The organism is Sinorhizobium chiapasense (assembly GCF_036488675.1).
GTDB classification, from domain to species: Bacteria; Pseudomonadota; Alphaproteobacteria; order Rhizobiales; family Rhizobiaceae; genus Sinorhizobium; species Sinorhizobium chiapasense.
Window position 1 is genome coordinate 288,256 of the sequence record NZ_CP133152.1, and the last position, 25,940, is coordinate 314,195.

The following is a 25,940-nucleotide window of genomic DNA, read 5'->3' on the forward strand; positions in this document are numbered from 1 at the left end:
GGCCTAGCGCTTCTTCGGGCGATCGCCGGGGACGCTGGGCGTCGTAACGGAAACCGGGTCACTGGCGGGAAACGTGTCTTCCAGGCCTTGATCGAGCTGGCGTTCCATCTCGGCCCTGTCCTTGGCCGCCCGCGCGCTCCGCGCCGTCTTCACTCTGCGCTCAATGTCGGCATCGCTGCTATCCGGCGTGTCGGTATGCGCAAGCTCCAGCATAACCGCCTTGGCCCGTTCGACCGCGTTCAGCCGGTTTAGGCTCCGCGACGTGTCGTTGCGCATCGAAACGGAGACGATCTCTCCGCCTTCGCCGACGAATTCGACCGTGAACCCTGACCGGCCGCCCTGTTCCGGGATGACCTGTGTTCCAACGAGATGCATGCGTGACCCTCCTGGCAACTGCCTTCGCTACGCAAACGGCTTCGCTGGCGTTTGGTTCCGGCGACGCCTCTTGCGTGCTCGCGGCCAGAGCCGTTTTCGTTACTGTCCTCCCGTTGGCTGCCGCTCGGCTGCTCGCGATATCTTCTCGTGCAGCGCGCGATCATCCTCACTTTGGGCATGTTCCTTCAGAATCTCGGTGATGCGCTTGAGTTCTTGCTCATCAAGCTCCTCGATGCCGACATATTCGTTCTCGGCCGAACTCGTCAGGATGAGCTCGTCGAGCTTCGCCTGGATCGCTGTGCCCTCGCGGACCTGGGAGTTTTGGAGAACGAAAACCATGAGGAAGGTCACGATCGTGGTGCCGGTGTTCACCACCAGTTGCCATGTCTCGGAAAAGCCGAATAGCGGCCCCGTGATGCCCCAGAGGACGATCGCGGCCACGGCTAGTGCGAATGCGACAGGCCGCCCGGAATACTCGGCAACAGCCGTCGAGAACTTGGTAAAGGCATTGGTCTTTTGGGACATTCGAGACATCCGGCGGACATTCGATTCCGATAACCCCCGGCGTGCGAAAGAGTTCCGACCACCAACCTGCCGCGGCGGAGCGGAACGCGTCGAAACATACGCAGGGCGCGTCAGCGGAAGCTGCTCACCAGCCTTCAACCTTTGACGATTTGTCTGAGCGTTTCGGCATCTTCCAGAAATGCCGCAGGATCGTCATTTGCCACGAATTCCAACATGGCAAAGCGTCGCCCGGTCCAGCGTGATGCAGGCATGGCGGTGAGAACTGCCCGCCAGTAATCCGACGCCGACTTCAGGGGAAAGCGGTTGCGGCCGGCATCCCAGGCGAAGACGTGAAGATGGGAGACATGCTGGCCAATTTGAGCGACCTCGGCCAGAGCATCGCCAAGCGGAAGCCCGGGCCGCGGCTGCCAATAGAGATAGACGTTGTCGTGCGCGATCGCATCGATCAGGCTGTGGGCCGAATCCGTCGCATCCGTCAAAGACTGCGGGTGATACTCCAACGACACGGTGACCCCATGCCGCGCCGCTTCCGCACCCATGTCGCGGATTGCAGCCGCTGCGGCGTGTCGTTCACCGGTACTGTAGTCTTTGGAATCGCGCTGGCGGGTGCCGGGCCAGATGCGGATATTCGAGGCTCCAAGCGCGATCGTACTTTCGAGAGCGCGCCGGAAGACGGATAGGTCATCGGTGGGCGGCGCAACGTAGGAACCATAGGACGTTGCCATGCCCGCCTTTTCCGACAGACGCCCGACGTCCCTGGCGACCGGCTCGTCCCCCGGAGGGACATGGGCGTCGCCCGCCCATTCGATCGCCGCAAGCCCCGCTTCCACCGCGAGTTCCACGATCCCGTCCGCAGGCAGGCTGCGGAACGTGACCGTGCAGAGCCCGGGTTCGAACGTGCTCATGCGATGCGCTCCAGGTCACGCTTGAGAATCTCGTAACGCAGCGGCTTGCCTTCGATGAACCGGGTGATCTCATCGGCCGCCATCTCTCCGAGACGCGTCCGCTCGAGGCCGACGGCCCCGGCAATGTGCGGGGTCAGGAAGACGTTCGGGAGGTCATAGAGGGGAGAGTCTCTTTCCGGCACCTCGGGATGGGTGACGTCGATGACGGCGTTGATCGTGCCGGTCTTCAGCCTCTCGATAAGCGCGGCTTCGTTGACGAGCGCACCCCGAGCCGTGTTGATCAGCGTTGCGCCATCCTTCATGAGAGACAGCTGCCGCGCGTCGATCATGTGCCGGGTCTCGGGCAGAGACGGCGCGTGCAGCGATACGATGTCCGCGTGGGCCATCAGCGTATCGAGATCGACCTTCTCGACGTCGAGGGCGGAAGCGGCATCCCGCCCGACCAGCGGGTCATAGAGCAGTACCTGATAGTCGAAGGGACGAAGAAGCTCGATCACCCGTCTGCCGATGCGAGAGGCGCCGACAATCCCGATTGTGCGGCGATAGTTTCCAATCGGCTGCCCCTGCAGGAGATAGGTGCGGGTGCGGTCCCGGTCGGAGGCATAGAAATCGCGGAAGCGAAACACCTGCTTGCCGGCAAAAATGATCGCGGCAAGCGTGAACTCGGCGACCGGCACGGCATTGGCTTCGGCCGCATGGCTGACAGCCACTCCTGCGTCGAAAACGCAATCGTCGATCAGTCCCTTGACCGTCCCGGCCGCGTGCACGATGAGGCGGAGGTGCGGTGCCGCCGCGAGCGCTGCCCTGTCGAACAGCGGGGCACCCCAGCCGGTGACCAGGATTTCCGTTTCAGCCAGCAGCCGATTTGCCCGGGTGTCGCCGAAATCTGTCATCGGATGTTGATCCAGAACACGCCCGAGACTGTCGAACCTGGTTAGAAGCTCCGGTGTGAGGACGTACCGCGTCCTTTCTGGCTGCATCGCAAAGGCAATGGCGGGGCGCGTCATGGCATTCGTCCCGGTGCGTCCATTGCGCTCACGCTCTCGCCTTGCATCGCCAGGACACGCAACGCGTCAATGTCCGGGGAGGCAGGCGGTCTCGTCCACTCACCTGAAACGGCGGAGGTGTCGCGAACGGCCAAAACGGCACTGCGCAGAATGGTCTCGCCGGCCGCTATGGTGGCACGCAGCTGTGGCACCAGCGTCTTCGCGGCGATCAGGTTGGTGTTTGGCGGAGCCTTCTGAGCGAGACCCTCGCGCGCGACAGTCGAGCCCAGATCACAGATCCCGCTGAAATCCTCCGCGCCAATCACATGAGCCGCGCCGGGTGCCGAGGAAAGCGTGTCGGCCTCGAAGTCTCGTCGGGCGATGGCGAAGCCGCCCTCAGCTGCTTCGAGGCCCCTCGGTGTCGCGATCCGATGCACCCGCACATGCCAGGGCGCCGACGGCAGCAGCCAGGTTTCGACCACGACGTCCGGCCAGGGCGACCATCTGGAAAAGAGCACATTGCCGGTCAGACGGACCTCGTCATTGCTCTCGCGCACCCGGTAGTGAATCCCGTCGTCGCTGAAAGCGAGCATGGAATCGAAGGCGCCGCCGGTAAAAGCCCGTTCGTCGCTCTCGACGCTGAAGCCGTAGCGCGTCGAATAGGCGAATTTTGCATATTTCTCCGAGCCGAAGCGCATCTGCCGGTTTTCCTGGCCCGAGGAAAGTGCCACCACGTCGCCCTTGCAAGGCATCATCACCATGCCCGGATGCCGAAGGGGGACGGTTTCGTCGAGCGGCGCCGGAGGCGTTTCCGGGGTCGTCCAGAACGGGTGGTCTTCGCCAACTGCGAGCGGCAGGAAGGCCTTGAACGCCCAATAGGGCGAACCCGCCGAATTGTAGTTTTCCGACATCAGGAGGTTCGGATAGCCGTAGCCGATCGACAGCACGCCGTCGCGGTGGGTTATCGGCTTGTCCGTCCACCATCTGAGGTGGCGCAGACAAAGTCCCTTGATCTCGCCCCAGGGCAGCGCCTCGAGATCGGCAAAGGCGAGCGCGGACCAGAAGCCCGCGCAGGCGAAACGGTAGGTGAGGCTGCGGCCGAAGGGGAGGGTTGCGCCGTCCTGCCCGAACCAGTGGCGGAAATCCTGCGCAAAGGCGATGGCCCGCTCGCGGTAGCGCTTGGCATAGTCGTCGTCGACGAACCGCGAATAGATCAGCGCGTAGAAGTGCATGGCAAAGGAGATGTAGTGGTCGATGCGCCGGACATCGCCATCGCGATACCAGCCATCCGCAATGTAGAAGCCTTCGAGTTCGGTGAGATACTGCCTGGTCAGGCTGCGGTCGTATTCGATGCCGAGGCGATCGAGCGCGATGTCGACGAATATGCGGAAGAACTTCCAGTTGTTGTCGGCATAGTCGAACTGGCGGGCATGGATGAGATAGGCGACGAGGTTGTCTTTCGCCCGCGAGCTCAGCGGATCCCACAGCTTTTCCGGTACCAGGGCAAGAGCAAAACCCAGCGCGGCGAGTTCGACCATGCGCTGGTCGCGACCATTGACCGCGCCCCAGTATTCCGGATGGTTCGGGTCGGTACCGTTGGCGATGCCGTCCGAATAACGGTCCCAGTGGGCGAAGTGGCCGCCGCCGGCGCTGAACGGTGCGATCCCCCAAAGCGGCCTTGCGAAACCTTCGAGATCAGCGGCGGCGCGGTCGAAATGAGCGGCGGCGTCGTCGAGGCGAACGCGGGCGTTCCCTTCGGAAAAATATGGCAGCAGCGGGTTGAAGAGGTCGATCAGGGCGCGCTGCATGTCACTGCGCGTTGCCAGCGGATTGGGGCCAAGCGGATTGGCACTGGCAGGATCATAGGTCATGAGCGCTGTCCTTCGTCAAGCGTGCCGCCATGGACCGGGATGACGGCGTGAGACACGTGCCGGGCGGGAGCTTCCGGGTGACGGAAGCGGTAATGCATCATGCCGATCGCCTCGCGGCCGAGGGCCACGCGATCGACGCGCATCGTCGCGAGCCGTGGACTGGCCATCTCGGCGCAGGGCAGGTCATCGAAGCCGACGATGGCGAAATCCCTGGGTACCTTGAGGCCGATCTCGGTCACCGCTTCGAGGACGCCTACGGCGACAAAGTCGTTCATGCAAAAGGCGGCCGAGAAGCCGGGGTGCTCCTTGAGTGCGGCGAGTGTCGCCGCATGCGCCTCGACGCTCGCATTGGTCTCGAACGGCAAGCGGATCACGCGCGCCTCGCCTCCAACCGAAGCGACTGCCGTTTCGAAGCCGCGTATGCGTTCGCGGATCGTCTGCCGATGTGATCCGGTCAGGTGGAGGATGCGGCGGTGGCCGGCGTCGATGAGCCGCTGCGTCGCGGCGTAGGCGCCGAAGAAGTTCGACGGCGAGACTCCGTCGAAGCGCAGTTGAGGGCTTGTGCCGTTGACGAGTATCACGGGCGTGCGGCTTTCGATCAGCCACGCGCCGAGCGCGTCACCGGGGTCGATGCCGACCAGAAACAGCCCTTGCGCGCCGACGGACTCCATCAGATTCCGGACTGTCTCGGGCGTCGCCTTCGCCTCGCTGATGAGGCGGATGTCGAAGGGGATGCCCTGCAGGGCTGCCTCGGAGCGCAAGCCCTCGACAATTCCCTCGTAGAAAATGCTCAGAACCCCCGTGACGCCGTTGCTCGCAATCAGTGCCAAGGTCCCGGGGGTCGTCTTCGCGCCGGCCTTCAGCGGATAGCCGAGATCATTGGCGACCTTCAGAATCTGTTGGCGGACGTCTTCGCTAATACCGGGTTCGTTCGCAAGAACGCGCGAGACGGTGGAAACGGAAACCCCGGCACGGGCGGCGATGTCGGATTGGCGGAATCGTCTTGTGGGTGCGTCATTCATGTTGCAAATGTTACGCAAATCATGAAAATTTGCAAGACATAAACAATTTCTTGCAAGATGTTGATTTTTGCATAATGTTGTTGCCGAACTTTGGTCCGCCGGACGCTGGAGGAGAGCGTGAGGCAGATAACGAGAGGGAGGACTGGCATGCGACTCAATCGGCGCACATTCATGCTCGGCGCAGCAGGTGCGACTGCTGGCATTGCACTCGGCCCCGGTGGCCTGCGGCCGACCTTTGCGGCAGAAGATGTACATCTGCGCGCCATGTGGTGGGGCTCCAACGATCGCTCGAAGCGAACATTGAGCGTTGCCAAGCTCTTCCAGGAGAAGAATCCCGGCATCGCCGTTGTCGGCGAGAGCCTCAGCGGTGACGGCTACTGGACAAAGCTCGCGACGCAGATGGCCGGTCGCTCCATCGCCGACGTCTTCCAGCTCGAGCCCAATACGATTTCGGACTACTCGAAACGCGGCGCCTGCCTCGCCCTCGATCCATTCATCGCTTCGGTGCTGGATGTGAAAGGTTTCGGCGAGGACGTGCTGAAACTGACCACCGTGGACGGCAAGCTCTGGGGTATTGGCCTCGGCCTCAACTCCTTCGCACTGTTTTACGATGCCGATGCCTTCGCAAAGGCGGGCATCACCCCTCCGGGGCTTGACACGACCTGGTCGGAATACGCCGACATCGCGATCGAGATGGCGAAGGCCACCGGCAAGGGCGGTGGGCCGTATGCAGCTCGCTACACCTATGTCTTCGACGCCTGGCTCAGGCAACGCGGCAGCAGTCTTTTCAATGAAAGCGGATTAGGCTTTGGCGTCGAAGAGGCCAAGGAGTGGTATGCCTACTGGGAGGACCTGCGCAAGCGAGGCGGTACCGTGGGAGCCGACATCCAGACGCTCGACCAGAATACGATCGACACCAACTGCCTGGCGCTCGGCTATTCGGCGATCGGCATGGCCTATTCGAACCAGATGATCGGCTATCAGCTCATCATGAAGAGCAAGCTTGGCATCGGCATGCTGCCGCGAGGCGAGAAGGGCGGCCCCTCCGGCCACTATTATCGCCCTGCGCTGATCTGGAGCGTCGGCGCCACCACCGAACATGGCGAGGAAGCCGCCAGGTTCATCAGTTTCTTCGTCAACGACGTGGAGGCCGGCAAGATCCTCGGGGTCGAGCGCGGTGTGCCGATGTCGCCGACAGTTCGCGAAGCAATACTGCCACAGCTCAACCCGACGGAAGCGGAAACGGTGAAATACATCAACGCGCTGAAGGACCAGGTCGGCAGCTATCCGCCCCCGGCACCGCTTGGAGCAACCGAGTTCGACCATCGCGTCTTTCGCCCGATTGCCGACGAGCTCGCCTTTGAGCGCATATCGATCGCGGATGCCGCCGAGCGTTTGGTCAGCGAGGGAAAATCGACCGTTCGGGCCGGCTGACCGCCGAACGCAATCGTGCCAAATGGACCCGAGGCTCGACGGATCATTGCCGTCGAGCCTCGGCCCACTTTTGATTGGGTGTCACGGTAAGAAGGCCGTTGAGCGCAAGCCGATGGAGCGCAGGGGTTCGATGCACGCCCAACGCGGCAAATCTATAGCGAAAACCGCTCTCATTGGATCGTCGCGCTCATCGCAGCGTACATCTCCGAGTCGGTCGGCGTGGCAGAGGGGGGTATTTACGCAGCCCGATCGGATCTGGCGCTAATCCCCGGTCTGGGTCTTGACCGTCGCGAGGCGGCCGCCCTGGTACTTGCTGACTTCCACGGGTCCATGCTCGCGCCGCTCGATTGCCTGGCGAAAAGGCTCGCTGCTGTCCATCGGCTGCCAGCCGAGGAAATCGGCGTGCGCGTTCGACCACCAGGCATCCCGGTTCGCCGAGGCGCCGTACAGCACCAGATAGCCGATGGCCGGAGCCTCGAGAAGACTGCGCACCAGCGACAGGAAATCACGCGGGCTCAGCCAGGTGGAAAGCATGCGCCGGTCCTTCGGCTCCGGGAAGCAACTGCCTATTCTGAGACAGGCTGTTTCCATGCCGTATTTGTCGAAGTGGAGCCGGGCGAGGTCCTCGCCGAAGCACTTGCTGACACCGTAAAGACTGTCCGGCCGACGCGGCGAGGTGTGGTCGAGCGTCTCGCCGATGCGATGAAATCCGGTCACATGGTTGGTGCTCGCGAAGATGATACGCCTGACCCCCGCTTTTCGCGCCGCCTCGTAAAGATTGTAGGTGCCGAGGATGTTGGCCTGAAGCAGTCCGTCGAAGTCGGCCTCGACGGAGATCGCGCCAAGGTGCAGGATCGTATCGCAGTCGCGTGTGAGATCACCGACGGCCTGCCGGTCGGCGAGGTCGCACCGGACCACTTCCTCGCCGTCCTCGGCCGGGGCAAGAGCGGCAATATCCGAGAGGCGCAGGACCTTTGCACAACCTTTCAAGCCGTGCCGGACATGGCGACCCAAGGCACCTCCCGCTCCCGTCACCAGCAGCCGCGTCGTCATCGTCCCACCTGTGTCAATGAATGTCCGGTTCGGGCAGCCTATGGGGCGATTGCAGGAAGGTGAAGTCGCAGCCTTCAGGGGCCTGCTGGATATGCTCTGCATGCATCTTCAGAAAGCCTCTCGAATAATCGCGCTCCGGCGGTCGCCACTCGGAAAGCCGGTGCTCGATTTCTTTTGCATCGACCTCCAGCGTGAGCGCGCGCTCGGCGACATCGAGGGTGATGATGTCGCCATTGCGAACCGCCGCCAGCGGCCCGCCGACGTAGGACTCCGGCGCGACGTGCAGGACGCAGGCGCCGTAGCTCGTGCCGCTCATGCGGGCGTCCGAAATGCGCACCATGTCGCGCACGCCTTGCTTCAACAGCTTTTTCGGGATGGGCAGCATTCCCCATTCCGGCATGCCCGGCCCGCCGACGGGACCGGCGTTGCGCAGGACGAGGACCGTGTCGGCGGTAACATCGAGTTCCTCGTCGTTCACCGCCTTCATCATCGCGTCGTAATCGTCGAAGACGAGGGCAGGCCCGCGATGCTTGAGAAGGGAAGGGTCGGCCGCGGCAGGCTTCATGACGCAGCCCTGCGGCGCGAGGTTTCCTTTCAGGATCGCCGTGCCGCCGCGCGCGGCAACGGGGTTATCGAGCGGTCGGATCACGTCCGGCAGATGAACCTCGACATCGCGGATCGCCTCGCCGATGCTGCCGATGACGTTGCGCTCTTCGAGATGCAGCAAGGGCTCCAGTTGCTTCCACAACGCCGGCAGCCCGCCGGCATAATAAAAGTCCTCCATCAGGAATTCGCCGGTCGGGCGGATGTTGCAGAGGACCGGCACCTTTTCCGACATGCGATCGAAATCGTCCAAGGTCAGCTCGACGCCGCATCGCCGCGCCATGGCGATCAGATGAATCATCGCATTGGTTGAGCCGGCCATCGCCATATGCACTGTCAATGCGTTTTCAAACGCCTTTGCTGACAGGATGTCCGAAGGCTTCAGGTCCTCGAAGACCATCTCGACGATGCGCGCACCGGAAAGCGCTGCCATGCGCGAATGGCCGGCGTCGGCGGCCGGAATGGCCGAGGCACCTGGCAGTGACAGACCAAGCGTGTCGGCAAGCGCCGTCATCGTCGAGGCGGTGCCCATGGTCATGCAGGTGCCGAAGGAACGGGCGATGCCGCGCTCCATGACGCCCCATTCGTGCTCGGTGATCCGTCCTGCCTCTTTCTCCGCCCAGTATTTCCAGACATCGGAGCCCGAACCCAAAGCCTGGCCGCGGTAATTGCCGCGCAGCATCGGCCCCGCCGGCACGAAGATCGTCGGAAGATCGACCTGGATCGCGCCCATGATCGTCGCCGGCGTGGTCTTGTCGCAACCGGCAAGCAGCACGACGCCGTCGACCGGGTGCGAGCGGATAAGTTCCTCCACCTCCATCGCGAGGAAGTTGCGGTAAAGCATCGTCGTCGGCTTGACGTAGGTTTCCGCCAGCGACATCGCCGGCAGCTCGATCGGAAAGCCGCCGGCCTGCCAAACCCCGCGTTTCACCTCTTCGGCGCGGGTGCGCAGATGCGCATGGCACGGATTGATGTCGCTCCAGGTGTTGATGATCGCGACGACCGGCTTGCCGGCGATTTCCGCATTGTCATAGCCCATCTGGTAAAGCCGGGACCTGTGGCCGAACGAGCGCAGGTCCTTGACGCCGAACCAGCGAAAGCTTCGAAATTCCTCCGGTTTCTTGCGTCTCGTCATCGGTCACCTCCTTTGCATTCCCGGGCGGGTCGGCTAGATTGAACCTGTTCAGAAAAATGACAGGTGAAGGCGGACCATTGAACGACGTGATGTTGAAACTGAAACCGGCGCGGCGAGAGCGGCTCGCCGATGTTCTCTACGGCCAGATCCTTGAGCAGATCGCGAGCGGCCAGATGGCCGAGGGGGCGAAATTGCCGTCGGAAGCCCGGATCTGCCGCGACTTCCAGGTTTCGAGGCCGGTCGTTCGCGAGGCGCTGATGCGGCTGCAGGCGGACGGCCTGGTGGTTTCGCGGCAGGGCATCGGCACCTTCGTCAAGTCGCGCCCGTCCAACAAGCTGACCGATTTTGCGGCGTCGGCGGAGATCGCCAGCTATCTCAAGGCCTTCGAACCGCGGCTCGCGCTCGAGACGGAGTGCGCGGGACTGGCCGCGATGCGCCGAACCAAGGCTCAGCTCAACCAGATCGGAGAAGCGCTGGCGGCGCTGGAAGGCGCCTTTGCCCGTGGCGAGACCGGATGGGAAGAGGACTTCGCCTTCCATCTTGCCGTTGCCGCGGCCGCGGGCAATGAGCTTTTCCCGCGCCTCCTGGAAGAGCTTGGCGATATTCTGCGCGGCTCGATGCGCATGGCGCTCAGCCTGACGCGCCAGGGTTCGGAGGACCGGCGGCGCCGCGTTCTCGAAGAGCACCGCAAGATATTCACCGCGATTTCCGGCCAGAATCGCGAGCTCGCACGTCTTTACATGCGCTACCACCTGACGGAATCGCGGGCCCGCATCACCGGATCCCATAGCGACCAGTGACGGTGACATGTCAGGCGCTCGCCGATAGCGGCCGGGCGCCGCTCACCACGGCTTCGCTCTTCGCCTTCAGCTTGCGCGCGGCCGAGGTGATGGCGTCGATCTGTCCGGCATTGTCGAGATTCGACAGGAATTCGCCGATCGGGCCGGTGTCGCAGATGCCGGCGAGCCTGACCGCTTCATGCAGGACGCGGATGGGCGAATGCGCATCGCGCAGATCCTCGAGCGGTAGGAAGCTTTCGCGAAGCGTCCTTGCCGCAGCGAACTCACCGGATTGGCACGCCTTCAGGATCGCGGTTGAGAGATGCGGAGCAATGCACACCGAGCCGGAGGTGAAGGCGGTGAGGCCCATCTCGACGTGATCGATTGCCGGACGCTCGCCAATACCGCTGACGATCCGCTCGCCCGAGCCGACCGCATCGAGAATGGCGGAGAGATAGGCGTCGCTTTTCGGGTCGGGCCGCACGACCGCGTATTTCAAGGCCGAGATCGCGCCATCGCGGAAGAGACGCGCGACATCGCCGGCATCGAGGAAGCCGTCATTCTTGATGTAGGCGATCAATGGTCGACCGGCTGCATCCGCCAGCTTGGAAAATCCCGAGACGAGCCCTGCCGAAGTCGCGGGGAAGGCGAGCGGGAGCACCATGGCGGTCGGAAAGCTCCGCCCGCGCAGGATCATCGCCTGGTCCATCGCCTTGCCGAAATCCGCGCCGATCGAGGGGATCATCCAGCCTTCCGCTGGGGCGATGTCCTCGAGCATGTCGAGAAGGCTGCCGAACCCCGCGACGCCGAAATTGTAGAGATTGGCGTTGCCGCCATAGAGATAAGTGGTCACCCCTCCCGAGAGCAGCCAATCGACCATCTTGCGATTTTCCGTCTTGCTCGGTTCGCCATTCACATGGCGCGCCAGCGGCGGCACGGAAAGGACGGAAGACCTGAGATCGGCCAACTCTACCGGAGTCGTTTTCATGGAAATCTCCTTGCCAAGTTCCCTGTATTTTTAATTTACAAGTTGAGGAAGGGCAATAGCAATGTTAGAGAAAACGTCAGCCGATAAGTGCCTAAAAATCCCGCGGTTTGCGAAGGACGCTTGTTCTCTCTCCGAACGGCGGCTGTCAGACGATGGTGCCAGACATGTCTTTCGACTTGACATTTGAGTGCGTGCTGGATTTGCGCTGCGCAGTGGCTGAAAGCCCGGTATACGACGACCGCCGAAACTGCCTGTTTTTCGTCGATATCGGCAAGCGCGCCCTCCATCGTGCCGATCTTACCGGGTCGGGCCATATCGCGTGGACCTTCGTGCACGGTGCCTGCAGCATCGGACTTGCACAGTCTGGACGCCTCGTGCTCGCGCAACGGGACCGCGTCGTGCTGTTCGATCCGGATAGCGGCACGATCGCGAAGGAGATCGCCTCCATCGAGGCCGAAACACGAGACACGCGTCTGAACGACGGTAAGGTCGGGCCGGACGGTGCGTTCTGGGTGGGGACGATGCATGAAGCGGCCGACCGGCGGCCGGTCGCTTCGCTTTACCGCGTTCCGGCGGACGGCACGGTGGAGCGCAAGGTCGGCGGCATCATCTGTTCCAATGGTCTCGCCTGGAGCGCGGACGATTCCGTTCTCTTTCATTCGGATTCGCGCGGACCCTGGATCGACCGCTGGCAATTCGACCGCGAGACCGGGGCGATCTCCGAACGCAGACGGCTCGCCGTTCTCGACGAGGCATGCGGCCGTCCCGACGGAGCGGCGACCGATGTAGAGGGAAGTTACTGGAGCGCCGGGGTTTCGGCCGGCGTCCTTAACTGCCTCTCCGCCGAAGGCGAATTGGTCAGGACGCATCGCTTCCCGGTGCCGACGCCCACCATGCCCTGCTTCGCCGGACCGGATCGGAAGACGCTCTTCGTCACGTCGTTGCGTCCGGCGGGCGTCGGCGAGGACAGTCGGGCCGGCGGCATTTTCGCTGCCCGCAGCCCGATAGCAGGAGTCGCTGTGCAGCGCTTCGATGATCGCAGGCTTTGAGGTTTCGTTGGCCGCAGGCTCAGGGAACGATACCCCGGCAGGCCCAGGCAATGTTCGCAAACGACCTCGGACCATCCGGCCGACCTGCCTCGTAAGCGTCGCGCACGGCGGCATCGGTGCGCGCCCGTTCTGTGGCCCCGAGCGCCATCACATACTTGCCGAGCGGCCCTTCGCCTGCGGCAATCGGCGCCCAGTAGTCGTCGAAATTCTGGTAGTCCATACGGATCATGAGCTGGGTCTCCGAAACGTCGACGAGGCCCTGCTCCACAAAAGTTCTTTTCATTTCACCCGGCTGCATCATCGGCTGAAAGCAATAGCGCTCGCGGAGCTGGCGTCCGCCTTCGCCGAGTGCGGCCACCGTGTCGACCATCATCCGCATGCCGGGCATGCCGCCGAGATGGTCCCACACAGCTGCCGCGACGACGCCGCCCGGCCGCACGACCCGGCGCATCTCGGCGACTGCCTTGTCGGCCTCGGGTACGAAATGAAGCACGAGCAGCGCCAAAGCACGGTCGAAAGTCCCGTCCTCGAAGGGCAGGGCGCAGGCATCCGCCTGCCGGATCTTTACGCGCGGGTCGGTATTGCGCCGGCTCGCCTCCTGGACGAAGACGGGCGAATAGTCGATGGCTGTGATCTCGGCGGGACCGGCGGTTCTCGCGAGCGCAAAAGTGAGGCTGCCGGTGCCGCAGCCGACGTCGAGAACCTTTTCGCCGTCGGCGAGCCCAGAGAACTCGATGAATAGCGGCGCCAATCTCTGGCTCCAGCGCCCCATGAGCTGTTCATAGCCGGCCGCATCATGGACAGTGAAGTTGGAAGTCATCAAAGTCTCCACACGTTGAGCGTATGGTAGACCTCGACCTGGCGATTTGCCAAGCGCGAGCAGTCCGTTGTCGAGGCAGCGTCAATCGCATGACGGTCTTGCAAAGAAACGGTGAAATGATCTACAGCGCCTCGCCTCCTATGAGACGCGCAAAGGACGCAATAGCACTTTGCGTCGCAGTGGCCGACGTCCGATTCCCGCGACATTGCTAATGCAGGTGTCTCAGCTTGTCGGGGTTCCGCATCACATAAATTGCAGCGACCTTGCCGTCCTCGATTTCGAGCGCGGTTGTCTGGAGTTCGCCGTCTGCCTCGAGCGTGACGAATCCGGGCAGTCCGTTGACGAAACCGGCTCGAACAAGTTTCGAGCCGTTCTTTTGGAACAGAACCGCCAGTTGTTCGTGGACCGTCATCACGGCATCAAATCCGATGATCGGCTTCATTGCCGCGGGACGCTTGCCGCCGCCGTCGGCATGGATGCTGACGTCGGCTGCCAACATCGCGCCGAGCGTCGTCATGTCGCCGCTGCGCGAGGCGGTGAAGAAAGCTTCAGCGATCTCGAGGCTTTTCTGTTTCTCGATCTGGAAGCGAGGTCTCGCCTCGCGGACATGGGTGCGCGCGCGGCTGGCGAGCTGGCGGCAGGCAGCGGGGTCGCGCTGGATGGTCGTGGCGACTTCTTCAAATCCCAGCCCAAAAACGTCGTGGAGCAGGAAGGCTGCGCGCTCAAGTGGAGAAAGGCGTTCCAGGGCAAGCATCAAGGGCAGTGTGACGTCTTCCTCCTGCTCCTCTTCCACGATCGGGTCGGGAAGCCAGGGGCCGACATACGTCTCGCGCTGACGTCGTGCTGATTTGAGCTGATCCAGGCAGAGCCGAGCGACCGTACGGCGCAGGAACGCCTCGGGCTCACGCACCGCGGAGCGGTCGGCCCCCATCCAGCGGATGAAGGCCTCCTGCACCATATCTTCCGCGTCGGCGACGGAGCCGAGCATGCGATAGGCGACCCGCATGAGCTTTGGACGCAGCGGATCGAATCCCGCCGCTGCGTCCTCGTGATTGGTGTTCGTCATCAGGCGGCTGCCTGGGCAGCGGCCCTTGCCGCGGCCGGATCGACCCACAAGCCGAAGCCAACCGCAAGGCGGTTCCACCCATTGATGACATTGATCATGAGCGTGAGCTTCACCTGCTCCTCCTCGCTGAAATGAGCTCTCAGGGCCTCAAAGGCGCGTTCGTGTGCATGGCCCTCCGACAGCCGCGTGAGAGCCTCGGTCCAGCCTAGCGCTGCGCGCTCGCGATCGGAATAGCAGGGCGCTTCACGCCACGCCGGCAGCAGGTAGATGCGTTGCTCCGTCTCGCCTTTTTCCCGAGCTTCCACCGTATGCATGTTGATGCAGTTGGCGCAGCCGTTGATCTGGGAGGCACGGATCTTCACCAATTCGATGAGACTTGGCTCGAGGCTGGACTCGACGGCGACCGACGTGCTCATCCAGTTCTTCATCAGCGACGGGGCAGCGGCGAAAAGATCAAGTTTGGCAGTCATGATTCAGTTCCTTCTGTTGGCTCCGACACCATGACGAGACAGGACCTGCGAGTGTGACATGAGCGTAGAAATTTCTTATCGGGGCATGCTTTCCTGCGGGCAGGAGACTTTGGCCGACGCGCTTGAATATCCCGACGCCTAGAGCATCCCGCTTTCAAGTGGAATCGCTGAAGGCGGATAAGATGCTCTAGAATCAAAGTGCTAGAGCGTCCTTTGTGCGTTCACTTGAACGCACGGCGCTCTCGGCAATCACTGCCGGAGTGGTTACCGAGCGAGTTCCCGCTGTTAAGAGGCGACTTCGGAAGCTGCCGACATCAAGTCTTCGGGATTGAGTGCCCGGCACACATTTCGGCCTTCGTCTTCAACTTCTGTAAAGCTCCAGCGCACGACACCTTCTCGATCGAGCAGGAAATGACCGACGAGCTGCATATAACCGGGGACCCTCACCTGCTGATCGGCTTCTGTGATCTCGTACCCGTCCTTCGTGTTGAGAAGGTCGCCTGCTGCGTCCGGATTCATCGGTTCAGGCAATTCCCCGGGCCGATCGACCCGCATTGTCGTGACCACATCCATTCCAACTTTGTGTGGCCAGTCGGTCTCATTCTCCGTGATCTCAAGGAGAGATAAGCCGAAGGCGCGGTGTGAGGCTCGCTCCGGATCGGATGCAGCAAGAAGGCCCGGTATCGGATGATAACGGAAGTAGAGTCGCGCGCGTTCGACTGGGGTATTTACCACCGCAAGAGAGTTCACGCCTTTCTCACGCAGTGCCGTGTTGAGCTGTGCCATCGCCGCGACATGGCGCCGGCAGAACGGACACAGCAGGCCTCGAAACAAACCGATCAACAACGGGCTGCGACCGCGAAAATCATCAAGTGCGATCGTTCCCTCGCGCGAGATGGCATCCAGCACAATGTTAGGTGCCCGGTCGCCCGGTTGTAACGGATGGTCGGCATGGGGCGCAGACATAGGCAACCTCCTTCCCCGGGTCAGTCGAGAAAAGGCAGCACGGCAAGTGCTTCGAGGTCGAGCTGGCGTTCCAGGGCGAATAGGGTTCGGCCTTACAGCCAGGATATGCCCTCAGAATGGCCCCACATTGGCCCACGAGCAAGCGGTAAACAGCGGACCGGCCCCTTGGCCTTTCCGCCGTTTCGTTCCATGGCGCGGAGCCGGCGCCGTGCTTACATCGCCTTGCCGTCGGCGCCGAAGACATGGCAGCGCGAGGGATCGAAATAGACGGCGAGGTTGGTGCCGCGCTCGACTTTCTGCTGTCCCTCGAGCGCGACGGTGATGTGCTGATGATCAGGGGTGATGCCGTAGAGCATGGTTTCACCGCCGAGGTTTTCAACGAGCTCGACATTGATCGGGGCGAGCGTGATGCCATCGTTGTGTGCGGAAAGATGTTCCGGCCGGATGCCGAAAGTCACGTCCTGCCCCGGCGCTGCGCCGCTCAATGCGCGCGGCAGGCGGATGGTGCCGCCGCAAACCTGGATCGCGGTCTCCGCTTCCCCGATGGCCGCGATGCGCGCCTTGAGGAAGTTCATTTTCGGGCTGCCGATGAACCCGGCGACGAACCGGTTGACGGGATGGTTGTAGAGATCGAGCGGCGCGCCCACCTGCTCGATCCGCCCCGAGTTCAGGACGACGATCTTGTCGGCCATGGTCATGGCCTCCACCTGGTCGTGGGTGACATAGATCATCGTGTTGCCGAGATCGCGGTGAAGCCGCGAGATTTCGACGCGCATCTGTACGCGGAGTTCGGCATCGAGGTTGGAAAGCGGCTCGTCGAAGAGGAAGATGCGCGGCTCGCGCACGATCGCCCGGCCGATCGCCACGCGCTGGCGCTGACCTCCGGAAAGTGCCTTCGGCTTGCGGTCGAGCAGCTTCTCGATCTGCAGGATCTCGGCGGCGCGACGCACCTTGGGCTCGATATCCGCCTTTCTATAGCCGGCCGTCTCGAGGCCGAAGGCGAGATTCTTATAGACCGACATGTGCGGGTAGAGCGCATAGGACTGGAACACCATGGCGATGCCGCGCTTGGCCGGCGCCACCTCGTTCATCCGGTCGTTGTCGAGCATGAGCGTGCCACCGGAAATCTCCTCCAGGCCGGCGATCATGCGCAGCAGCGTCGACTTCCCGCAACCGGACGGACCGACGAAGACGGCGAATTCGCCGGGATCGATGGTGAGGTCGATGCCGTGGATCACGTCGAGCGCGCCATAGCGCTTCTCGACCTTCTGAAGAACGACGCTGGTTGCCATTTCGAGTTCCTCCCTGCGGCCTTTGCTGTTACCGCGTGTTCGCACGCCAGTTGGCATATTTCGGGCTTTCCGGTCCGATCGGAAGCGTTATCTCGCGACCTGTGTCGGCGGACTGATAGATCGCCGTCACCAGTTCCAGCGCCTGCCGCGCATCCTTGGTGGTGACAGGAAGCGGCCCCTTGCAGCTGAGAAAGGCGTGGAAATGCTCCATCTGCGTGGTGAAGCGCGGGGAGACCGGACGCCAGTCGCCGATCACGTCGTCGATCTCAGCCTGAACCGTCTCGTTCGCGGCAATGATCTTCCAGGGATCCTTGCCCGGCGCGTAGGGTTCATGGCTGCTTTCGAAAGTAACGTTCTCGAAGTGCAGGCGAAGGCGGCTGATCTGCTCTTGCGAACCGAGCGTGCAGGAGAGCGACACGAAGGCGCCGTTCTGCATGAGCAGGCTCGCCGAGGCGCAGTCCTCGACCTCGATATCGTTGACGCGTGTCGCGACGCGCCCGAACACCCTTGCGACCGGACCGAGGAGATGAAGCATCATGTCGTGCAGGTGAAGGGCATGGGTCACCAGCACGCCGCCAAGTTCCGTTTCCCATTTGCCGCGCCACGGAACGGAGTAATACTCTGGCGTGCGCGACCAGAAGGTTTCGACGGAGCCCACATAGGGTTTGCCGGCGATACCGGCGTCGATTATGCGCTTCGCCTTCTCGATACCGTCGCCATAGCGATACTGGAAGATCGGCATCAGCACGCCCCGGGCCTGCTTTTCCGCCTCCATGATCCGGTCGACGCCCTTGAGCGAACCGGTGAGCGGCTTCTCGCAGATCACGTGCTTGCCCGAGGCCAGCGCATCGAGCACCTGTTCGAGGTGAATGCCGGGTGGCGTGCAGATATCGATGATGTCGATGCTGTCGTCGGCGAGCAATTCCTTGAACGAAGTCGTTCGCTTTTCGATGCCGAACTCGTTGCCGACTTCGTTCAGCCGTTCCTCGTTGAGGTCGCAGAGCGCGGTCACCCGGAACTTGTCCGGATGCGGCAGATAACCCTCGACGATGTGCGACCGACCGATCCCGCAGCCGATGATGGCAACTGTCTTTACGCTCATATCAGTTCTTTTCCTGGTTACGCTCGGCGATCGCTTGCGCTGAAAGGGCAAGCTCCATGGCCTTGAAGCAGCGTTCCTGCGGCATGGCGGTTTCGGTTCTGTCGCGGATGTCGGCGAGGAACTGGCGGCCGAAGGGCAGGTCGACGCCCGAGCAATCGATGTGTTCGACGCCGCTGCGACCGGCAAGAAACAGGTGGTTGCCTCCTGCGCGCCCGGCGAGATCGACCGTCTTGCGCACCTCGATCGTGCCGGTCGTACCGACGATGAAGAGCCGGCCGTCGCCCCAGGTCGGCATGCCGTCCGGGGTGAGCCAGTTGACGTGGATCATCCCGGTCGCCTTGCCGGTCGAGAGATGGATGTTGCCCGTATCCTGCAGTTCCGGGCTGTCGGGAACGCTCCGGTTGTCGACGCTTGCCGAGAGAATGGTGGCGTCGCTGGCGCCGGCGAAGAAGAGGAACTGCTCGCATTGGTGCGAGGCAATGTCGGTGAGGATGCCGCCGTAGTCCGAACGGCGGAAGAACCAGTCGGGGCGGCTTTCCCTACGCAGCCGGTGCGGTCCGAGGCCCACCATGTGGACGACCTCGCCGATGGCGCCGGCGGCGGTCAGTTCTCCGGCTTTCACTGTCGCTGGGCTTTCGAAATGCTCGGAATATAGGATCGAGAAGATACGCCCCGTTTCGGCCTGAACCCGGCGCACCTTGGCGAGCTGGTCGAGGCTCGTCATTCCGGGTTTGTCGACGAGCACGTCCTTGCCGTGGCGCATGGCGCGGATCGCGAGTTCTGCCCGCTCTGCCGAGATGGCAGCGGAGGTGATGAGCCCGATGGCCTCGTCCTCAAGAATCTGCTCGAGTGTCGCGACACGCGGTACATCCTTGTAGATGGCCGAGAATTCCGCGGCCAACGCATCGCCCTTCTCATGGAAGCCGACGAGGCGGGCGCCGGCCCTGAGAAGACAATTGACCTGGCCGTAGATATGGTTGTGGTTGAGCCCGACGGCGGCAAAACGCAATTCGTCCATGGGTAAACTCCAGCTCCCTCGATCAGCGCTTCATGCCGGTGGTGGCGATGCCTTCGATCAGAAGGCGCTGGAAGAACAGGAAGAAGAAGAACACGGGCACGAGCGACAGCGTCGACATGGCGAAGAGACCGCCCCAGTCGGAGGTGCTGCTCGAGTCAACGAAGGTCCGGAGGCCCAGCTGGATCGTGTAGGTGTTCATGTCGTTCAGGTAGATCAGCGGTCCGAAGAAATCGTCCCAGGTCCAGATGAAGGAGAAGATCGCGGCCGTTGCGAGCACCGGCAGGGAGAGCGGCAGCATGATCTTCCAGTAGATGCGCCAGGCACCGCAGCCGTCCATCATCGCCGCCTCGTCGAGTTCGCGCGGGATGCCGCGGAAGAACTGGACCATCAGGAAGATGAAGAAGGCGTCGCTCGCCAGGAATTTAGGCACCACAAGCGGCAGGAAGGTGTTCACCCAGCCGAGATTGAGGAACAGCACATATTGGGGGATGAGCGTCACGTGATAGGGGATCATCAGCGTCCCCAGCATGGTCGCGAACCAGAAATTGCGCCCGGCGAAGCGAAGACGCGCGAAGGCGTAAGCGGCGAGCGAACAGGCGACGACGTTGCCGATCACGGTCAGCACGGCGACGACGAGTGAATTCCAGAAGAAGCGGCCGAAGCTGACGTCGAGGCCGAACCAGCCGCGCAAATAGGAAGCGAAATCGATCGACGACGGCCAGAGCGACGTCGAGGCGAAGATCTCATCCTCCGGGCGCACCGACGCGGAAATCATCCACAGCAGTGGATAGAGCATCGCGATCGACGCGGCGATCAGGCCGGCGTGGACGAGGACCGACCCCAAGGGGCCGCGGCGGCCGAGCGGTGCCGATGGCGGGGCGGTTACCAGGTTCATGGTCGCGTCAGTCATCGTAGTGCACCCAGTAGCGAGAGGTCAGGAAGGAGAAGGCGGTGAAGAGCGCGATGATCAGCACCAGGATCCAGGCCAAGGCCGAGGCATAGCCCATGCGGAAATTGCCGAAGGCTTCCTGATAGAGGTAGAGCGTATAAAACAGCGTTGAGTTGATCGGGCCGCCGGTGCCGCCGGAAATGATGAAGGCGGGGGTGAAGGCCTTGAAGGCGTCGATCGTCTGCACCACCGCATTGAAGAAGATGACGGGCGTCAGCAGCGGCAGGGTGATCTTGTAGAACTGCCGGAACTTCAACGCGCCGTCGAGGCTTGCGGCCTCATACATGTCGGTCGGGATCTGGCGGAGACCCGCGAGGAAGATGATCATCGGCGAGCCGAACTGCCAGACGCTCAAGACGACCAGCGTCCAGATCGAATAGTTCGGATGCGAGATCCAGCTCGGACCCTCGATGCCGAACTGGGCAAGCAGGCTGTTGATGAGACCGTCGCCGGCAAAGAGCTGCCGCCAGAGCACGGCGATCGCAACGCTGCCGCCGAGCAGCGAGGGCAGGTAGAAAATCGCACGATAGACGGTGAGGCCCCTGACGCCGCGATCGAGAAGGATGGCGACCAGCAGCGCGAAGGCGAGCTTGAAGGGCACCGAAAGCACGACATAGAGGAACGTCACGCGCATCGCGGCGGCGAATTTCGGGTCGGCGGTCGCGATGCGCACATAGTTGGCGGCCCCGACCCATTCCGGCGCGCGGATCAGGTCGAAGCTCGTAAAGGAGAGATAGAGCGAGGCAATCGCAGGCCCGAGCGTCAGGCCGAAGAAGCCGATGAGCCACGGCAACAGAAACATGTAGCCGGCTCCGTGCTTCGCCCAGATGGAGGCCCATCGGCCCTGTGCGGCGGGGCGCGCCTTGGCGCCCGCACCGACGACGACAGCGGTATCCTGCACGGCCGCCATCTCCTTAACCTCGCGACAGGATCTGTGTGACCTCGTTCACCAGCGTCTCGCCGCCCTGCTTTGCGTCGAGCTGGCCGAAGGCCACCTGCTCGGCGACGCTGCGCAGAGCCAGCTCCGCCTCGCCGGCACCCGACGGCGGCGGTGGCGGCAGATCGCCGGCGAGCGCTCCGAGCCCCGAGACATAGTCGAGTGCTGCCCGCCCGAGGTCATCGAGCGACGGAGCGAGCGCCTCGCGTACGGACGCCGATTCCGGCACGCCGCGTTCGACGCCGAGGATTTTGGCGGCTTCCGGATCCTTGACGAAGAAGTTGACATATTTGGCGCCGAGTTCCGGATCGCTGCTCTTGGCCGACACCGAGAAGAACATCGATGGCTTGCGATAATGGCCGCCCTTGGCATCCTTGCTGATCAGCGCATGGCTGCTGAGCACGATCTTGTCTTTGTTGATCGCTTGATAGCCGACGAGCTGGTTGGAATGGGCATAGGATGTCGCCGCCTTTCCAAGCGACAAGGGGCTGGTCTCGATATTGAACTGATCGAGAGCCTGTATGTCCGCCGGTACGCAGGCCTTGTCCTCGCGCATCTTCTGCCACATGGCAAACCATTCGGCGCCGTCGTTCGCGCCGTAGGCGATCTTGCCGTCCGCGGTGAAGAGGGCCTTGCCGCGCTGGCGGAGCCAGTTTTCGAGGAGCGGCTCGACGCCGCTGCCGTCCGAGAGGCCGTAATAGCCCTTGCGCTTGCCGGCCTTGGTGATCTCTATACCCATGCGGGCGAGGTCGTCCCAGGTGGTCGACGGCGTCGGCAGGTCGACGCCTGCTTCCTCGAAGGCGACCGTGTTGACCATCATCGCCGTCGAGTTGGCGCCGAGGCTGATGCCGTAGAGCTTGCCGTCGACACTGCCCCCCTTGATCTGCACCTGGTCGAAATCCTCGACCTTGAGCACCGAACCGAGATAGCTGTCGAGCGGCGCGAGCGCTCCGCGTTGGGCATATTCGACGATGTAGCGGTAATCCATCTGGATGACGTCGGGCGCGTTGCCCCCCGCGACCTGGGTCGCAAGGCGCGGCCAGTAGTCGCTCCAGCCGAGGAACTCACCGTTGATGGCAACCCCCGGATTAGCTGTCTTGAAAAGCTCGCTGACCTTGTTGGTGCGGTCGGCGCGGGTCTGCGATCCCCACCAGAGCAGGCGCAGCCGCGCCTCCTCAGAAAAGGCGCGCGGCGCGAAAGCCGCATATGAAAGAAGTGCTGCTCCTCCTGCAAGCACACTGCGTCTGCTGATGCGATGCGTCATTTGCTCCTCCTCCCTCGGAGCGCCTCCACAACGCTCCGTGTCATCGTCGTCTTGTTGAGTCCTCTTGCAATAAATAACTAATTGGTTACAAACTAGGGGCAAGCAAAGATCGTGTCAAGCAGTTGTGTGAAGTGCTGTCATTATCTTGTAAATTTTCTTTACGATGTCGCATCGAATGCCGCCGAAGGCAAGAGGTGCCGGAGGTGGAGTAATGGAAAAGCCGCAAGCGGACGCGAGAGGAAGGAATGCAAACGGCGAGCGCGCTGAGCGCTCCGCGCAGCGCGATCCCGAGCGGACGCGCGCATCTATCCTCGCGGCCGCCACTCAGGAGTTTGCGGAAAACGGCATGGGTGGGGCGCGAGTCGATGCCATTGCCGAGCGTGCCGGCATCAACAAGCGCATGCTCTATCATTACTTCGGCGACAAGGAGCAACTCTACCTCGCCGTCCTGGAAGAAGCCTATATCGGCATAAGAACAGCGGAAAAATCCATCAATCTCAGCGACTTGGAGCCGGAGCAGGGCATCGCCGAGCTGGCGATGTTCACATGGAGGTACTTCCTTGAGCACCCCGAGTTCCTGAGTCTGCTCGGCACGGAGAACCTTCATCGCGCCCGGTGGCTCCGGCAATCGACCCGTCTCAAGGAGTTGCATTCGCAACTCATGGGCAAGCTTTCCGACCTGCTCGACCGGGGCCGGGCAAAGGGCCTCTTCCGGGAGGATGTCGACCCGTTGCACCTCTATCTGACGATGGCCTCGCTCGGTTATTTCTACCTCTCGAACCAGTACACGCTCTCGACGATCTTCGGCCGCGATCTCGCGGAACGAGACAATCTCGAGGGCTGGGAGCGTCACATCGTCCATGTGACTTTGGCCTCGATCAGGCGCTGAATCGCTGACATGTCGTTTTTTTTGTTGACAGGTGCGCTTTTTCTCTGCCACAAAGTAACTGTTTAGTTACTGGCTTGGGAGGGCTGGTCCGCTCCCACGAGGCCTGGCAGGGAGGAGATCGCATGCCACGTTTGGGGATCATATTGCACGGCGTGACCGGGCGGATGGGCTACAACCAGCACCTGGTGCGCTCGATACTGGCCATTCGCGATCAGGGCGGGATCGTGCTCAAGTCCGGCGAGCGGCTGGAGATCGACCCGATCATCGTCGGTCGCAACCGCGATAAGATGGAGCAATTGGCGAAGCGTCACAATATTGCACGCTGGTCGACCGACCTCGATGCGGCGCTTGCCGATCCGAACAACCAGATCTTTTTCGACGCCGGCACGACGCTGATGCGCGCCGACCTCATCGGCAGGGCGCTGGACGCCGGCAAGCACGTCTACTGCGAAAAACCCGTCTCCGACGACTTGAGAACGGCTGTGAAGCTGGCGCGAAAGGCGCGGGCCTCCGGGCTCAAGCACGGCGTCGTCCAGGACAAGCTGTTCCTGCCCGGGCTTCGCAAGCTGGCTCTCCTCAGGGACTCCGGTTTCTTCGGAAAGATCCTCTCGGTGCGTGGCGAGTTCGGTTACTGGGTCTTTGAAGGCGACTGGGGCGTGCCCGCCCAGCGCCCCTCCTGGAATTACCGCAAGGGCGACGGCGGCGGAATCATTCTCGATATGCTCTGCCACTGGCGCTACGTGATGGACAACCTTTTCGGCGAGGTCCGCGCCGTCTCCTGCCTCGGCGCCACTCATATTCCGAGCCGCGTCGACGAGCAGGGCCGAACCTATAATTGCGATACGGACGATGCGGCCTATGCCACTTTCGAGCTCGAAGGCGGCATCATCGCGCAGATCAATTCCTCCTGGACGGTGCGGGTGCGCCGCGACGATCTCGTGACCTTCCAGGTCGATGGGACGCATGGCTCTGCCGTCGCCGGCCTGACGAAATGCTGGACCCAGCACCGCGTCAACACGCCGAAGCCGGTCTGGAACCCGGATCAGCCGCAGACGATCGATTTCTACAAGACCTGGGACGAGGTGCCGGACACTCAAGGGTTCGACAACGGCTTCAAGGCGCAATGGGAAATGTTCCTGCGGCATGTCGCCGAGGATGGTCCCTGGCCCTACGGGCTTGAAGCCGGCGCCAAGGGCGTGCAACTCGCCGAGCTGGGGCTGAAGTCCTGGGCCGAGCGCCGCTGGCTCGATGTGCCGGAACTGGAGTTCTGAGCCATGGCGAGCATCAATCTCCCTCTTGAAGGCAGGCTCGCCCGTTACGAGCTTAGCGGTCGGCCGGTTCCCCTGCAAAAGCGCACGCCGGCCGACTTCCCGCGAGTTACTTTTGCGGCGGCGCATGTCGTCGCCAACCCGCTTGTCGACAATGATCCATGGTTGACGCCGGCGATCGATTGGGAGCGCACGCTCGCCTTTCGCCACCGCCTTTGGGATCTCGGCCTCGGCGTCGCGGAGGCAATGGACACGGCCCAGCGCGGCATGGGCCTCGGCTGGCCGGAAGCGCGCGAGCTCATCCGCCGTGCGCTTGCCGAGGCGCGCGGGCGCTCCGGCGCGCTGATTGCCTGCGGCGCCGGCACAGATCACCTGCCGCCGCGCCCCGACGTCTCGATCGACGATATTCTCAAGGCGTATGAGAGCCAGATCGAAGCGATCGAAGCCGAAAACGGGCGGATCATCCTGATGGCGAGCCGGGCGCTCGCGTCAGCGGCGAAAGGGCCGGAAGACTATATCCGCGTCTACGACCGTATCCTTTCGCAGGTGAAGGAGCCGGTGATCATCCATTGGCTCGGCGAGATGTTCGACCCGGCACTCGAAGGCTATTGGGGCAATGCCGACCACATGGAGGCGATGAATACCTGCCTTGCGGTCATCGAGGCGCATGCCGAAAAAGTCGATGGCATCAAGATTTCGCTGCTCTCGAAGGAAAAGGAAATCGCGATGCGCCAGCGGCTGCCGAAGGGCGTGCGCATGTATACCGGCGACGACTTCAATTATGCCGAGCTCATTGCCGGCGACGAAAAAGGGCACTCGGACGCGCTGCTCGGCATCTTCGATGCGATTGCGCCGGTGGCCTCGGCGGCACTTGAGGCGCTCGGTGAAGGGCGCAACGGCGAATTCTTCGAATTGCTGGAGCCGACCGTGCCGCTGTCGCGGCACATCTTCAAGGCGCCGACGCGCTTCTACAAGACCGGCGTCGTTTTCCTTGCCTATCTCAACGGCCTGCAGGATCATTTCGTGATGATCGGCGGGCAACAGAGCGCGCGCTCGCTTGCCCATCTCGCAGAGCTCTTCCGTCTGGCCGACCGGGCGGGCGCCCTTGCCGATCCGGAACTGGCGGTTTCGCGCATGCGGCGCGTCCTCGCCGTCCACGGCATCGACTGAGGCC

Annotated in this window: 25 protein-coding genes; 6 read left to right on the forward strand and 19 right to left on the reverse strand. The window is 62.6% G+C overall.

The window, feature by feature from the left end:
* Positions 1–3: 3 nt before the first annotated feature.
* From RB548_RS26075 to RB548_RS26100, 6 genes are all read right to left on the reverse strand, one after another.
* Positions 4–375, reverse strand: a complete 372-nt coding sequence (locus RB548_RS26075; RefSeq protein WP_331376659.1) for a hypothetical protein — start codon at positions 373–375, stop codon at positions 4–6.
* Between the two features lie 99 nt (positions 376–474).
* The gene (locus RB548_RS26080; RefSeq protein ID WP_331376660.1) at positions 475–900 is read right to left on the reverse strand and encodes a low affinity iron permease family protein; all 426 of its coding nucleotides are present in this window, start codon (positions 898–900) and stop codon (positions 475–477) included.
* Between the two features lie 134 nt (positions 901–1,034).
* Entirely contained in the window at positions 1,035–1,805 is a 771-nt protein-coding gene (locus tag RB548_RS26085; protein ID WP_331376661.1) for a sugar phosphate isomerase/epimerase family protein, read from the reverse strand.
* The gene (locus RB548_RS26090) at positions 1,802–2,812 is read right to left on the reverse strand and encodes a hydroxyacid dehydrogenase (protein ID WP_331376662.1); all 1,011 of its coding nucleotides are present in this window, start codon (positions 2,810–2,812) and stop codon (positions 1,802–1,804) included. The genes RB548_RS26085 and RB548_RS26090 overlap by 4 nt, the downstream gene beginning before the upstream one ends.
* Complete coding sequence (locus tag RB548_RS26095) at positions 2,809–4,662, reverse strand: DUF2264 domain-containing protein (protein WP_331376663.1); 1,854 nt, start codon at positions 4,660–4,662, stop codon at positions 2,809–2,811. The genes RB548_RS26090 and RB548_RS26095 overlap by 4 nt, the downstream gene beginning before the upstream one ends.
* On the reverse strand, positions 4,659–5,684 hold the full coding sequence (locus RB548_RS26100) for a LacI family DNA-binding transcriptional regulator (RefSeq protein ID WP_331376664.1): 1,026 nt from the start codon (positions 5,682–5,684) through the stop codon (positions 4,659–4,661). Before RB548_RS26100 ends, RB548_RS26095 begins: the two co-directional genes overlap by 4 nt.
* A 147-nt stretch (positions 5,685–5,831) precedes the next feature.
* Between RB548_RS26100 and RB548_RS26105 the strand changes: the two genes are divergently transcribed.
* Positions 5,832–7,118 carry an ABC transporter substrate-binding protein gene (locus tag RB548_RS26105; RefSeq protein WP_331376665.1) on the forward strand — a complete coding sequence of 429 codons (1,287 nt, stop codon included), beginning with the start codon at positions 5,832–5,834 and terminating at the stop codon, positions 7,116–7,118.
* Between the two features lie 261 nt (positions 7,119–7,379).
* Here RB548_RS26105 and RB548_RS26110 read toward each other — a convergent pair whose 3' ends face one another.
* Together RB548_RS26110 and araD are read right to left on the reverse strand one after the other, a co-directional pair.
* The gene (locus tag RB548_RS26110) at positions 7,380–8,171 is read right to left on the reverse strand and encodes an NAD-dependent epimerase/dehydratase family protein (RefSeq protein WP_331376666.1); all 792 of its coding nucleotides are present in this window, start codon (positions 8,169–8,171) and stop codon (positions 7,380–7,382) included.
* A 13-nt stretch (positions 8,172–8,184) separates the two neighbouring features.
* Positions 8,185–9,909 (reverse strand): L-arabinonate dehydratase, encoded by a 1,725-nt coding sequence (araD, locus tag RB548_RS26115; protein WP_331376667.1) that lies wholly within the window; start codon positions 9,907–9,909, stop codon positions 8,185–8,187.
* A 77-nt stretch (positions 9,910–9,986) separates the two neighbouring features.
* Between araD and RB548_RS26120 the strand changes: the two genes are divergently transcribed.
* Positions 9,987–10,709 carry a FadR/GntR family transcriptional regulator gene (locus RB548_RS26120; protein ID WP_331376668.1) on the forward strand — a complete coding sequence of 241 codons (723 nt, stop codon included), beginning with the start codon at positions 9,987–9,989 and terminating at the stop codon, positions 10,707–10,709.
* A gap of 10 nt (positions 10,710–10,719) precedes the next feature.
* Here the strand turns inward: RB548_RS26120 and RB548_RS26125 are convergent, their stop codons facing one another.
* Positions 10,720–11,676 carry a dihydrodipicolinate synthase family protein gene (locus RB548_RS26125; RefSeq protein WP_331376669.1) on the reverse strand — a complete coding sequence of 319 codons (957 nt, stop codon included), beginning with the start codon at positions 11,674–11,676 and terminating at the stop codon, positions 10,720–10,722.
* 164 nt (positions 11,677–11,840) lie between these two features.
* Between RB548_RS26125 and RB548_RS26130 the strand changes: the two genes are divergently transcribed.
* Entirely contained in the window at positions 11,841–12,725 is an 885-nt protein-coding gene (locus RB548_RS26130) for an SMP-30/gluconolactonase/LRE family protein (protein ID WP_331376670.1), read from the forward strand.
* Between the two features lie 19 nt (positions 12,726–12,744).
* Here RB548_RS26130 and RB548_RS26135 read toward each other — a convergent pair whose 3' ends face one another.
* From RB548_RS26135 to RB548_RS26180, 10 genes are all read right to left on the reverse strand, one after another.
* The gene (locus RB548_RS26135) at positions 12,745–13,545 is read right to left on the reverse strand and encodes a class I SAM-dependent methyltransferase (RefSeq protein ID WP_331376671.1); all 801 of its coding nucleotides are present in this window, start codon (positions 13,543–13,545) and stop codon (positions 12,745–12,747) included.
* A gap of 208 nt (positions 13,546–13,753) precedes the next feature.
* Positions 13,754–14,611, reverse strand: a complete 858-nt coding sequence (locus tag RB548_RS26140) for a sigma-70 family RNA polymerase sigma factor (protein ID WP_331376672.1) — start codon at positions 14,609–14,611, stop codon at positions 13,754–13,756.
* The gene (locus tag RB548_RS26145) at positions 14,611–15,081 is read right to left on the reverse strand and encodes a carboxymuconolactone decarboxylase family protein (RefSeq protein ID WP_331376673.1); all 471 of its coding nucleotides are present in this window, start codon (positions 15,079–15,081) and stop codon (positions 14,611–14,613) included. The genes RB548_RS26140 and RB548_RS26145 overlap by 1 nt, the downstream gene beginning before the upstream one ends.
* Before the next feature lie 285 nt (positions 15,082–15,366).
* The gene (locus RB548_RS26150) at positions 15,367–16,047 is read right to left on the reverse strand and encodes a redoxin family protein (RefSeq protein WP_331376674.1); all 681 of its coding nucleotides are present in this window, start codon (positions 16,045–16,047) and stop codon (positions 15,367–15,369) included.
* A gap of 212 nt (positions 16,048–16,259) precedes the next feature.
* Entirely contained in the window at positions 16,260–17,339 is a 1,080-nt protein-coding gene (locus RB548_RS26155; RefSeq protein WP_331376675.1) for an ABC transporter ATP-binding protein, read from the reverse strand.
* A 28-nt stretch (positions 17,340–17,367) separates the two neighbouring features.
* Positions 17,368–18,441 carry a Gfo/Idh/MocA family protein gene (locus RB548_RS26160; RefSeq protein WP_331376676.1) on the reverse strand — a complete coding sequence of 358 codons (1,074 nt, stop codon included), beginning with the start codon at positions 18,439–18,441 and terminating at the stop codon, positions 17,368–17,370.
* A gap of 1 nt (position 18,442) precedes the next feature.
* Positions 18,443–19,459, reverse strand: coding sequence for a Gfo/Idh/MocA family protein (locus RB548_RS26165; RefSeq protein ID WP_331376677.1), 1,017 nt, complete (start codon positions 19,457–19,459; stop codon positions 18,443–18,445).
* A gap of 22 nt (positions 19,460–19,481) precedes the next feature.
* Complete coding sequence (locus RB548_RS26170) at positions 19,482–20,369, reverse strand: carbohydrate ABC transporter permease (RefSeq protein ID WP_331376678.1); 888 nt, start codon at positions 20,367–20,369, stop codon at positions 19,482–19,484.
* Positions 20,362–21,318 (reverse strand): carbohydrate ABC transporter permease, encoded by a 957-nt coding sequence (locus RB548_RS26175; RefSeq protein ID WP_331376679.1) that lies wholly within the window; start codon positions 21,316–21,318, stop codon positions 20,362–20,364. Before RB548_RS26175 ends, RB548_RS26170 begins: the two co-directional genes overlap by 8 nt.
* A 4-nt stretch (positions 21,319–21,322) precedes the next feature.
* Positions 21,323–22,609 (reverse strand): ABC transporter substrate-binding protein, encoded by a 1,287-nt coding sequence (locus RB548_RS26180; RefSeq protein ID WP_331376680.1) that lies wholly within the window; start codon positions 22,607–22,609, stop codon positions 21,323–21,325.
* Positions 22,610–22,820: 211 nt separating this feature from the next.
* Between RB548_RS26180 and RB548_RS26185 the strand changes: the two genes are divergently transcribed.
* The 3 genes from RB548_RS26185 to RB548_RS26195 all read left to right on the forward strand — a co-directional run bounded on the left by RB548_RS26185 (position 22,821) and on the right by RB548_RS26195 (position 25,936).
* Entirely contained in the window at positions 22,821–23,498 is a 678-nt protein-coding gene (locus tag RB548_RS26185) for a TetR/AcrR family transcriptional regulator (RefSeq protein ID WP_331376681.1), read from the forward strand.
* A gap of 122 nt (positions 23,499–23,620) precedes the next feature.
* Positions 23,621–24,769, forward strand: a complete 1,149-nt coding sequence (locus RB548_RS26190; protein ID WP_331376682.1) for a Gfo/Idh/MocA family protein — start codon at positions 23,621–23,623, stop codon at positions 24,767–24,769.
* A 3-nt stretch (positions 24,770–24,772) separates the two neighbouring features.
* Positions 24,773–25,936, forward strand: coding sequence for a dihydrodipicolinate synthase family protein (locus RB548_RS26195; RefSeq protein WP_331376683.1), 1,164 nt, complete (start codon positions 24,773–24,775; stop codon positions 25,934–25,936).
* Positions 25,937–25,940: the final 4 nt, after the last annotated feature.

Bases quoted from the DNA above. Each gene is read 5' to 3' on its own strand.
- RB548_RS26075 (WP_331376659.1), bottom strand. From the start codon at position 375: ATGCATCTCGTTGGAACACAGGTCATCCCGGAACAGGGCGGCCGGTCA.
- RB548_RS26080 (WP_331376660.1), bottom strand. From the start codon at position 900: ATGTCCCAAAAGACCAATGCCTTTACCAAGTTCTCGACGGCTGTTGCC.
- RB548_RS26085 (WP_331376661.1), bottom strand. From the start codon at position 1,805: ATGAGCACGTTCGAACCCGGGCTCTGCACGGTCACGTTCCGCAGCCTG.
- RB548_RS26090 (WP_331376662.1), bottom strand. From the start codon at position 2,812: ATGACGCGCCCCGCCATTGCCTTTGCGATGCAGCCAGAAAGGACGCGG.
- RB548_RS26095 (WP_331376663.1), bottom strand. From the start codon at position 4,662: ATGACCTATGATCCTGCCAGTGCCAATCCGCTTGGCCCCAATCCGCTG.
- RB548_RS26100 (WP_331376664.1), bottom strand. From the start codon at position 5,684: ATGAATGACGCACCCACAAGACGATTCCGCCAATCCGACATCGCCGCC.
- RB548_RS26105 (WP_331376665.1), top strand. From the start codon at position 5,832: ATGCGACTCAATCGGCGCACATTCATGCTCGGCGCAGCAGGTGCGACT.
- RB548_RS26110 (WP_331376666.1), bottom strand. From the start codon at position 8,171: ATGACGACGCGGCTGCTGGTGACGGGAGCGGGAGGTGCCTTGGGTCGC.
- araD (WP_331376667.1), bottom strand. From the start codon at position 9,909: ATGACGAGACGCAAGAAACCGGAGGAATTTCGAAGCTTTCGCTGGTTC.
- RB548_RS26125 (WP_331376669.1), bottom strand. From the start codon at position 11,676: ATGAAAACGACTCCGGTAGAGTTGGCCGATCTCAGGTCTTCCGTCCTT.
- RB548_RS26130 (WP_331376670.1), top strand. From the start codon at position 11,841: ATGTCTTTCGACTTGACATTTGAGTGCGTGCTGGATTTGCGCTGCGCA.
- RB548_RS26135 (WP_331376671.1), bottom strand. From the start codon at position 13,545: ATGACTTCCAACTTCACTGTCCATGATGCGGCCGGCTATGAACAGCTC.
- RB548_RS26140 (WP_331376672.1), bottom strand. From the start codon at position 14,611: ATGACGAACACCAATCACGAGGACGCAGCGGCGGGATTCGATCCGCTG.
- RB548_RS26145 (WP_331376673.1), bottom strand. From the start codon at position 15,081: ATGACTGCCAAACTTGATCTTTTCGCCGCTGCCCCGTCGCTGATGAAG.
- RB548_RS26150 (WP_331376674.1), bottom strand. From the start codon at position 16,047: ATGTCTGCGCCCCATGCCGACCATCCGTTACAACCGGGCGACCGGGCA.
- RB548_RS26155 (WP_331376675.1), bottom strand. From the start codon at position 17,339: ATGGCAACCAGCGTCGTTCTTCAGAAGGTCGAGAAGCGCTATGGCGCG.
- RB548_RS26160 (WP_331376676.1), bottom strand. From the start codon at position 18,441: ATGAGCGTAAAGACAGTTGCCATCATCGGCTGCGGGATCGGTCGGTCG.
- RB548_RS26165 (WP_331376677.1), bottom strand. From the start codon at position 19,459: ATGGACGAATTGCGTTTTGCCGCCGTCGGGCTCAACCACAACCATATC.
- RB548_RS26170 (WP_331376678.1), bottom strand. From the start codon at position 20,369: ATGACTGACGCGACCATGAACCTGGTAACCGCCCCGCCATCGGCACCG.
- RB548_RS26175 (WP_331376679.1), bottom strand. From the start codon at position 21,318: ATGGCGGCCGTGCAGGATACCGCTGTCGTCGTCGGTGCGGGCGCCAAG.
- RB548_RS26180 (WP_331376680.1), bottom strand. From the start codon at position 22,609: ATGACGCATCGCATCAGCAGACGCAGTGTGCTTGCAGGAGGAGCAGCA.
- RB548_RS26185 (WP_331376681.1), top strand. From the start codon at position 22,821: ATGGAAAAGCCGCAAGCGGACGCGAGAGGAAGGAATGCAAACGGCGAG.
- RB548_RS26190 (WP_331376682.1), top strand. From the start codon at position 23,621: ATGCCACGTTTGGGGATCATATTGCACGGCGTGACCGGGCGGATGGGC.
- RB548_RS26195 (WP_331376683.1), top strand. From the start codon at position 24,773: ATGGCGAGCATCAATCTCCCTCTTGAAGGCAGGCTCGCCCGTTACGAG.